The organism is Streptomyces sp. NRRL F-4489 (assembly GCF_001509485.1).
Classification (GTDB): domain Bacteria; phylum Actinomycetota; class Actinomycetes; order Streptomycetales; family Streptomycetaceae; genus Streptomyces.
On sequence record NZ_LLZI01000067.1, the window covers coordinates 1 to 9481 of the forward strand.

7 protein-coding genes and 1 pseudogene are annotated in these 9481 nt (G+C 65.8%); 2 read left to right on the forward strand and 6 right to left on the reverse strand.

Features of this window, described 5'->3' with window-relative positions; all coding sequences use genetic code 11:
• Positions 1–112: pseudogene (locus ADL22_RS34565) on the forward strand (pyridoxal phosphate-dependent aminotransferase); the annotation flags it as partial.
• Positions 113–249: 137 nt separating this feature from the next.
• Here the strand turns inward: ADL22_RS34565 and ADL22_RS07860 are convergent.
• The 5 genes from ADL22_RS07860 to ADL22_RS07875 all read right to left on the reverse strand — a co-directional run bounded on the left by ADL22_RS07860 (position 250) and on the right by ADL22_RS07875 (position 6748).
• Positions 250–1815 (reverse strand): MFS transporter, encoded by a 1566-nt coding sequence (locus tag ADL22_RS07860; protein WP_079063927.1) that lies wholly within the window; start codon positions 1813–1815, stop codon positions 250–252.
• Positions 1816–2101: 286 nt separating this feature from the next.
• Positions 2102–2497 (reverse strand): ArsR/SmtB family transcription factor, encoded by a 396-nt coding sequence (locus tag ADL22_RS07865; RefSeq protein ID WP_079063928.1) that lies wholly within the window; start codon positions 2495–2497, stop codon positions 2102–2104.
• A gap of 110 nt (positions 2498–2607) precedes the next feature.
• A complete protein-coding gene (asnB, locus tag ADL22_RS07870) occupies positions 2608–4452 on the reverse strand; it encodes an asparagine synthase (glutamine-hydrolyzing) (protein WP_107116244.1) in 1845 nt (614 codons plus the stop codon).
• 89 nt (positions 4453–4541) lie between these two features.
• Positions 4542–5213: a hypothetical protein gene (locus ADL22_RS33645; RefSeq protein WP_199836242.1), complete on the reverse strand. Its 672-nt coding sequence runs from the start codon at positions 5211–5213 to the stop codon at positions 4542–4544.
• 41 nt (positions 5214–5254) lie between these two features.
• A complete protein-coding gene (locus ADL22_RS07875; protein ID WP_066975130.1) occupies positions 5255–6748 on the reverse strand; it encodes a DNA-3-methyladenine glycosylase 2 family protein in 1494 nt (497 codons plus the stop codon).
• Positions 6749–8375: 1627 nt separating this feature from the next.
• Between ADL22_RS07875 and ADL22_RS36620 the strand changes: the two genes are divergently transcribed.
• Positions 8376–8498, forward strand: a complete 123-nt coding sequence (locus ADL22_RS36620) for a hypothetical protein (RefSeq protein WP_267890151.1) — start codon at positions 8376–8378, stop codon at positions 8496–8498.
• On the opposite strand, the gene ADL22_RS07880 is transcribed toward ADL22_RS36620, so the two are convergent.
• Positions 8488–9261 carry an NUDIX hydrolase gene (locus tag ADL22_RS07880; protein ID WP_066975132.1) on the reverse strand — a complete coding sequence of 258 codons (774 nt, stop codon included), beginning with the start codon at positions 9259–9261 and terminating at the stop codon, positions 8488–8490. The two genes, ADL22_RS36620 and ADL22_RS07880, sit on opposite strands and share 11 nt — an antisense overlap.
• Positions 9262–9481: the final 220 nt, after the last annotated feature.

The following is a 9481-nucleotide window of genomic DNA, read 5'->3' on the forward strand; positions in this document are numbered from 1 at the left end:
CAACTGGCCCGATCCGGACCACTTCCGCCTGGTCACGCTGCCCAACAAGGACGATCTGACGGACGCCGTCACCCGAATCGGCGCCTTCCTCGAAAGCTATCGGCGGCATTGATGCGGAGCTGGCCTTGCGGCTTGGTGCGGAACTGCCCCGGTGGGTGTCCTGGCTTGGCCGGGACACCCACCGGGCTCGGGGTAAGGCTCCACCCGAGGATCCCGGGCCCTCCGGGGAATAAGGGCGCCGGGGGTCTTCTATGCCTGTGCGTCAGCTAGCGGCTGAGGATCGGCGCTGTTCTCCGTCGTCTCGGCCTGAGGCCGGCGGATGAGGGCGAAGCTGGCAATGGCGCCCAGGAAGGCGACACACGCCCCGACGATGAAGGCGGTGCGCATGCCGGTGGAGAAGGCGTGGTCAGCCGCGGTCTGGAAGGCGCTGCGCAAGGCGATGGGCACGGAGGCTGTGGTGCCGTTGATGTTGCCGGTGGCGACTTCGGTGGCCAGTGTGCCCAGGTTGTGCTGCAGGCCGTGGAGCTTGCCAGCCTGGGCGGTCAGATCGTGGGAGACGGCTGCGGCCAGGACTGCACCGATGCCGCCGAAACCGGCGGTCATGCCGACGATGCGCATCGTGGAGTTGATGCCGGAGGCCATGCCGGATCGGGAGGCGGGCACGATGCTGATGGCGACATTGCTCATCTCACCGTTGATCAGCCCGGTCCCCAGACCGCTGATCAGGCCGCCGATCGCGTAGTTGGTCCAGTCACTGTGCAGTGGGGCGAAAGCCAGAACGGTGGCGCCGATGGCGACCAGGAGCTGGCCGAGACCGAGCAGAGATCGCGAGGAGATGCGGTTGGCCAGGCGTGCTCCGAGGGGGCCGGCGCCGAACAGGGGGACGGCGAAGGGGAGCATGGCCATCCCGGCCTGCAGTGGGGTGTAGTCGAGGACGCCTTGGAAGTACAGCGGCGTGTACAGGAACAGGCCCCAAAAGGCGATGGACAGCACCAGCGGGGCCAGGCTGGCCCCGAGGAAGGTGCGGTTGGTGAACAGGCGCAGGTCGATCAGCGGGTAGGGCTGGCGCAGTTCCACCGGGATGAAGGCGAGGGTCAGGACGGCGGCCGCGGCGAGGGTGACGACGATAGTGGGGCTGCTCCAGCCGATCTGCGGAGCTGTGACGACGGAGTAGACCACGAGCAGGACCGCGCCGCTGAAGAGCATCAGGCCTTTGAGATCCAGGCGTGTGGCGTGCGGATCCCTGGACTCTCGGGTACGCAGCAGCCCCAGGATGAGCATGGCGATACCGAAGGGCGCGTTGAGCAGGAAGGCCCAGCGCCAGCCGCCGAGGTTCACCGCCAGGCCGCCGATGAAGGGGCCCAGCGAGGCGCCCAGTCCGGAGGCGACACCGAAGACAGCGAAGGCGTGGACCCGGCGGGGTCCGGTGAATTCCTGCACGAGCAGGGCGAGTGAGGAACTGAACATTCCCGCGGCGCCGATGCCCTGGGCGACCCGGCCGACATTGAGCCAGACCATCGCGGGTGCCAGGCCGGCCAGTAGCGAGGCGACGGTGAAGACGGCCAGCCCGGACAGGAACACCTTCCGGCGGCCGAAGAGGTCTGCCAGCCCCCCACCGGCCATCAACAGGGCCGCGAACGCCATGGTGTACCCGTTGATCACCCACTGCTGGTCGCTGAAACTCACGGGGAATTCGCGGTGGATGTCGCGCAGCGCCACCGAGGCGACCGTGTAGTCCAGCGGGAGGAGAAATGTCGTCACGCTGCTGACGATCAACGTTGAGACTGCATAGCTCATGCGCAGCTTCGGGGTCATGCAATTCCTAGCTCAGCTTGGGGCGCATTTCGGGGTGCGGGCGCAAGCATCTGAACCGAGCTCTATGCAAGACCATCGGAAATGGTGAAGGGTGATGGCTCGTCGGCAGATGTCTCACGGCTCCCCTCCGGATGCACCGGGTGGGGAAACTGCTTACCAGGTTGATCCTGGCAGGACCACGTGCTCGTTTTCTAGCAGCTATCGGACCAGCACGGTTGGTCCTGTATCGGGGCAGAGGCACAAGCCCCGATGCGGTTCGGCTGCTGCCCATCCCTTGGGGGCGGGCTCATGACGGCACGGGGATGCGGCTCTCATCGACGATGGCGCTGGCCCAGTCCAGGAAGTCCGCTATCTCTGGCTGCGCCAGGCGGTAGAAGCGGTGCCGGCCCCGTGGCTCGACGTGCAGCAACCCGCCGGCAACCAACTTGCTCAGGTGGGTGCTGGCGGTAGAAGCTGCGGTGCCTGCGGCAAGGGCGAGTTCGCTGGCAGAGTATGCGTTTCCGTCAAGCAGCTTGTACAAGATGCGAACGCGACTGGAGTCCGCGAGGAGGGAGGCGACCATCACCAGTCGCCTTTCTTTGCTTAAGCCGCGTTTCCGAAGACTTGCGTTGCCGCTCTCGCGAAGCCCCCGGACTCGTGGCTGATCGGTGCTGCGTATCGCGTTGAGAGAACCGCTGTGCATTCGACCCAGCCTTTCTTCGCTGACGGCCGATGCCCAGTTCTGGTCATTGTCCGGGCATCGGCCGCTACGCCTTGGAACGCGCTCAGCTTGAACGATGGCCGTGCTGTTGGTCAGAAGTCGATGTCGACTCCGTATTCCTTGATCCACTTATTGAAGCTGACGATGTAGGACATGCTGTGAGCCGGGCTGGGGGCCGTTCCGATGTACGGGACGGGCTGCGTGCCCTCGAGCATGGCGGTGATCTTCGCGTGGTCCAGGATGTCGAAGACCGGTTCGTTGGGCTGCTCAAGGAGCGCGGCCAGCTGGGCGCGGACGTGCTTGAGGTACTTGTCGTCGCGTGCTGCGGGGTAGCCGCTCTTCTTGCGCCAGGCGACCGAGGCGGGTAGTGCGTCGGCGACGGCGTGCCGCAGGAGTCCCTTTTCCATGCCGCCCATCTGCTTGATGCGCCACGGCACGTTCCATACGTACTCCACCAGGCGGTGGTCGCAGAAGGGGACGCGGACCTCAAGGCCCACCGCCATGCTGGCTCGGTCCTTGCGGTGAAGCAGGGCCGGCAGCCAGTGGGTGAGGGCCATGTAGAAGACCTCGCGCAGGCGGGCGTCGGTACCGTTCTCGCCGTCCAGGCGGGGCACCTCGGCCATGGTCTCCAGATAGCGCTGACGTGCGTACTCCTGCGGTTTGATCTTGGCGATGAGTGTGTCGTGCAGGAGGTCTGCGAAGGCCATTCCCTCGCGCAGCCAGGGGAAGCCGTCGTAATGGAGAGCCTGGGGGTCTTGGAAGTAGTAGTAGCCGCCGAAGACCTCGTCGGCGGACTCGCCCGACAGGGCGACGGTAGAGCGTTCCCGTACACCCTTGAACAGCAGGTACAGGGAGGTATCGAAGTCTCCCCAGCCGGGCAGGTCGCGGGCGTGCAGGCCGATGTCCTCGTACTGGATGAGCAAGTCGTTGCTCAGCACGATGGGGGTGTGGTTGCACCGGACGTGGTCGGCGACCTCGCGGGCGAAAGGCGCATCGAGGGAGGACCACCAGGTGTCTTCCGGCTTGCTGCTACTGGTGATCTTGTCGCTGTCGACGAAGTCGACGGCGAAGCTGTCCAGCGTCTGGCCGGTGGAGGCGCGCAGGTTCTTCGCTGCCAGGGCGGTCATGGCGCTGGAGTCGACGCCGCCGGAGAGCAAGGAGCACAGTGGCACATCGGAGATGAGCTGCCGTGCGGTGATGTCGTCCAGGTAGTCGCGGACGGTGCCGATGGTCTGCTGTTCGGTGTCGGTGTGCGGGGCGCTGATCAGCTGCCAGTACCGTCGCTCGACGCCGCCGTCGCGGGTGAGCTCATACAGATGGCCGGGCCGCAGTTCGCGCATGCCGCGGTAGATGCCTTCGCCGGTGGTGCGGGGGCCGGGGAAGATCAGAAGTTCGGCCAGGCCGGTCTGATCCAGGCCGGCGTGGACCTTGGGGTTGGCCAGGATCGCTTTGGGTTCGGAGCCGAAGACCACACCCCCGTCCAGCGGGTAGTAGTAGAGGGGCTTGATGCCCAGACGGTCGCGCACCAGCAGCAGACGCTCCTGGCGCTGGTCCCAGATGGCGAAGGCGTACATGCCATTGAGCCGGTCGACGAAGGCGTCGCCCCACTCGAGGTAGGCGTGGAGAACGACCTCGGTGTCGGAGCGGGTGCGGAAGGTATGTCCCAGCGCGTCGAGCTCGGCGCGCAGTTCCCGGAAGTTGTAGATCTCGCCGCTGTAGGTGAGCACGACGTCGCCGGCCGGGTTGGCCATCGGCTGCTTGCCGCCGTCGATGTCGATGATGGCGAGTCGGCGGTGGCACAGGGCGACGTGGTCGCTGACATAGATGCCGTCGGCATCCGGCCCGCGGCAGGCCATGGTCTGGTTCATGGCGCGCAGCGCCGGATCCTGCTGCTTGAGGTCGTCTCGCCAGCTGACCCATCCGGCTATTCCGCACATAACAGTTCCTCTCGTCATCCTAAAGGCCGCCCGGCTGTTTTCGGGCAGGACGCCAGGTATTTGGGATTCTGCGTGCAGTGCTTGCGGCGTTATGACCGTGCCGCTTTTTCCTCGGTGGCTTCTTTGGCGGTCGGGCAGGATGAGCCCACGGTTTCATGGACCAGAGGGCGGTAGCCTGCCTGCAAGACACGGACGGTGCATCGAGGCGTAAGGACCGTGGCCTGTTGCGGCAGAGAGTGCCGGGTGACGGCTTCGGTGTAGCCGTCGTGGGTCCAGCGGAAGATGCGTGCCCCCCAGACAAGCCACGGCGCATCCTGCCACTGAATCATCGTCCCGTCCGGCAACGCATCCCTGTCCTGGTCATGGCGGATCTGACGTGATCGTCCAGGATCCAGTCGGTCACGCGCGAGGGCGTGGTCGATCGTATGCGCTGACGGTAGGTGATTTAGGCCGTATGCGGTCATCCATGCTTTTTTAAAACGCAGATAATCTGCGTTCCGGCATTCTGAGCACGGTCGGTGCCCGGCGGCGAAAGAGGTTGCTTCGTCGAGAAAAAACAGTTCCGTGTAGGAGGCAGGCCCCATGACCTGACGCTGTCGCCCTCGAAATTGCAGCCGGCAGGAGATCCAGTTCGTGGTCCGCCAGCTCCTGATCAGCTCCTGCTGTTGGTTGTGCAGTCGACCGCGATTACCGAGCATGGTCCCGCGGCTGGCGACGGCTTCGATTTCGCCGTACGGTGTCACGCGGTTTTGGAGCGGCATAGCCCTCCTTTCTTCGGGTCGTTGATGGTCTGCTGGGTGCCTCACGCAGCCAAGGTCGCGGGCAGGGACGGTGCCTCGCGTGCGGGGGCGAAAAGCTGGAAGTCTCCGGGATGGAGGTTCCACAGCTGCATCAGGGCGTAGGAGCGCCACGGGCTCCAGTGCTCCGCGCGGCGCATGGTGGGGGCGAGGGAGGTGGGCTGTCCCAGACTGTGCAGCGCCCGGCCGGTGGCAGGTGCCTGGGCAAGGAAGACATCGGGATCTTTCAGGGCCCGCATGACCAAGTAGGCCGCCCCCTGCCCGCTGAGTCCGGCCTGCATCAGCTGGCGTTCGGTCTGTGCCCGGTCACCACCGTCGTTCAGGGTCAGATCACCGGCGGCGAGCTCAGTGGCGACCCGATGGAGCAGGCCAGCCGCCTCAGCGGGAAGCATTTTGGCCAGCGGTGCCTCGGCCAGGGCCACGGCAGTTGGGAAGAGGTGGGTCACAGCACCGATCGGGGACGGCAGAGGCCGGCCCAGCCGCCGGGTGAGTGCGGCGGCCGCCGCAAAGCCCTCCCGCCCGGGCAAGGTCTGCCGCAAGACGGTTCGCAGCAATAGCTCTTCGGGGTCGGCCGCGCCGGGCACGCGCAGGCCTGGGTGGGCTGCGACGAGCGGGGCCATCACTGGCTCGCCGGCCAGGAGCTCTGTGATAGCCAGCGGGTCGGCGTCCAGGTCCAGCAGGCGCCGGCACCGGTGAATGGCGGTGGACAGGTCCCGTATGTCTTCCAGGCGGAAGTGGGCCTCGACGTAGCCGGTGTGGGCGGTCAGGGCGACAACTCCCGCCCCGCGCGGCAGTTGCAGGCTGCGGCGGTACGTCGCGCCGTCGATCTCTTCGATGCCTGGCACCGCGTGAGCGGCAAAGAACCGCAGCAGTGCCTGGCTGTCGAAGGGCTCACGGACCGACAGGCGCACCACGATGGTCCCGGCCGCGTGCTCGGCGGGCGAGTCGGCCATCTCCCGCAGGGCAGTGGGGGTGCGGTCGAAGATTGCGGCCATGGTGTCGTTGAACTGCCGGACGCTGGAGAAACCGGCGGCCATCGCCACATCCGTGATGCGAAGGCTGGTCGTCTCCAGCAGGATCCGGGCGGTCTGGGCCCGTTGAGCGCGTGCCAGGGCCTGCGGTCCGACGCCCACCTCGGCGGTCAGCAGGCGGTGCAGGTGGCGTGTGGTATAGCCCAGTTGCGCTGCCAACCCGGTGACACCTTCGCGGTCACAGACACCGTCGGCGATCAGTCGCATGGCGCGTCCCACGACGTCGGCCCGCAGATTCCATTCCGGGGAGCCGGGGCTGGCATCGGGGTTGCATCGCTTGCACGCTCGATAGCCAGCGTCCTGGGCCGCGGCCGCGCTGCGGTAAAAGCGGACGTTCTTCCGCTTCGGGCAGCCAGGACAGCTGGGGCGGCAGTAGATACCGGTGGTGACCACGGCGGAGTAGAACAGCCCGTCGAAACGGGTGTCCCGGCTCAGCGTGGCACGCCAGCAGCGTTCGAAGTCAAGCACGCTATGAACCTTTCCAGCGAGAGCTGCGTGGTGCTAGCAGCTATCGGACATGCAGGGTTCGTACAGCGGCCCCATGAGGCCGGTCCGGCGACTGCCTGCAACCGGCAGAGCCCTTCCAGACTCATCACGTCGGGCAGCATGCGGTCGCCGCCGCATGTCGGCAGGTCGATGACTTGCCCTCGCCGGCGGCGAGCCTCCAGCCGCGCCCGAAGCGAGGGACGGTCGTGTTCCATGCGCTGCGCAAGCAGTGCTCGAGCCTGGGCATGGTCGGGACTGCCGTCGTGGCGCCTGGGGTAACGGCATCGCTGCGATGTGGCCCCGCGCAGAATCTGGGTAGCGGCGTGACGCTTGCCGAGTTGGCGTTTGAAGGCGCGGCATGCGCGACACCACGCCTCTTCGCATCGCCACCACAGGGCCGCCCAGGTATCGATCACTGCCCGCAAGGCCCGCGTGACGGTGCGCCCCATCTTCATGGAGGGCGTCGATCGTGGGCCGGGACGGTGGCGTCGGTAACCGGACGGGTGGGGAGCCTGGCGGGCTGAGCAGCAGGCGGAGGTGGCCAGCGTGAGACGTCTGGCGCGTGGTGCTCGGGAAGTTTCTACTGTTGCCAGCCAGCCATCGGCTTCCAGACGCTGGACAGCCGCCGCCGCCGCGGTCCGGTGAGAGCAGCCGGCCAGCACCCTCAGGCGCCGGACACTGGCGGCCATGGTGAGGCTGTCGTGCATGAGCATGATGTTGGCGACTGCGCAGGTCCGACCGTAACAATTCAACCAACCCTCTGAGGGGTCGACATCCGCAACGCGTACGTACGGCCGGGAGGAAAGCAGACCAAGAAATGAACGAAACTCCTGCAGTAGGGAACCGGCGCTCGACTGGAAACTCCGTCGAGCGCCGGCATGACCTAAACCCATGATGCCAAAATCCCTTTGCGGTTAACTTACCGGAGAAGTAGCGTTAACTATTGAGCTCCGGTTCGATCATCCACGCAAGGCGTTGGGACTCTTCGCTGGTGCCTCATCTCAGCCCCTGCCGTCGAGACGGCGTCGCAAAAATGGACACTTTTACGATCGAATGCCTTCACGCAGCGAGATACAGCTGCGAAAAGTGCCCAGAATCACGTCATCCACCCTGAGTGTGCCTAGCGGGCCAGCCCCCCTTTCGCAACCTAAATCATCTCCGGATTAATGTACTAAAATCTCAACCATTTCACCGCCACCCCTCTTTCGATCTTGACGTGTTCTTTACCTTCACAAGGTGCACACCAGGACAATAGGGATCATGAGAGGGATAAAAAATACCGTCGAGTACACATGCCGCTGGCAACGAGATTGCGGACGCCCACCAACATGCGAGGCAGATGCGCAATATGTAAAACTCTTGGACCAATAATCGAAGAGTGCTTCGAAACAGACGCTCGCGAACAGTCGGCGGCCGGCGTCTGCGAACTCATCGCCGCCCGCCACGATCGCTCAAGGACACCGCGCGCCATCGAGACGATCCAGCACGGCACCCTGCTGCGGCCCGAAGAGCGCACCCGCTCCCGGGCGTTTGACCAAGTGGCCTTGGCAACGCGCCTACGTGGTTGCGGATCAGCTCGGAGCCGCCGACGCGCTGGAGCTCCTCGGCCATGTCCGCTCCACCCGGGTCGTCGACCGACCTGCAGGAGCTCGACCGTGAACTCGCCGCCATCCCCGGCTCTGTGGCCGCCGTCAGCGCCCGCGACCGCATCCGGGCAGCCCTCACCACATAGGCCCGGCCCCTCGCAAACCGGACGGAGGAGCGCTCGCGAAGCGGTTGACCACCTGCGGGAGATAGTCCGCCCAGGAGCGGAGCGCCGTCACCTCTTCCCTCGTGCGCACCGTCGTCAGCTGCTCCAGCTCAGGCTCAACACCGCGGGCCCGCTCAGCCAACGTCACGGCCTCGAACTGCTTGCGCACGAGCGGCTCCGGAAGTCGGGGCGCTCGAAAATGCACTCCGACATTGCCGTGCTCGCCGCGGGTGACAGCCCACAACTCCAGATCTTGATTTCCGACGTGGACACCGATCTCCTCCGCCAGCTCCCGAGCCGCATGCCGGCGCAGGCCCGCCAGATCCAACGGCTCGCCCTCCGCCGGAGGCTCCACCAGACCGCCTGGCAGAGTCCATCGGCCTGCAGCCGCAGTCGACGGCGACGACCGACCCACGACCAGGCCCAACTCGTCCACCGGCTGCAGAACCGCGACATACACCGACGAGGGCAGCCACGCCCCAGCACCCCGGATATGGCGAAGGAGTTGATACCGGTAACTCGCCCTTGCCCAGGCCAGCACCAACCCGGGCCCTTGGCGCTCCACGCCCACGCACGCCACCGCCGGTCCGTCAAAGAGCGACGGGTTCGCCGTCCCCGCCTCCTCCCAGAGTCCGTCCACTGCGGCTAGCTCCTCCGACGACACGCAGGGGAACTGAGCCTCGACAAAGCTCAACCGGACAGGCTCCAGGAACTCAACGGTGCGCGAGTCCTGCTGCTGCGTCATGACGTCATCCTGGCAAAGTGACCAGTCAGTCACTGCATGCTCACGGCTGTCCCCGTTCCTTGTGCGCTGCTCTTCTGCTGCGAAATCTTGGGCGCGGCCGGGCGCGCGGCGTAGAGAGCGGAATTCCGGAGGAATTTCCTTGCCATTCCGGAGGAATGGCAAGTCCCGAAGGGACTTAGCGATTCCCCGGAGGGGAATCGCATTTGACGCCCCGTAGGGG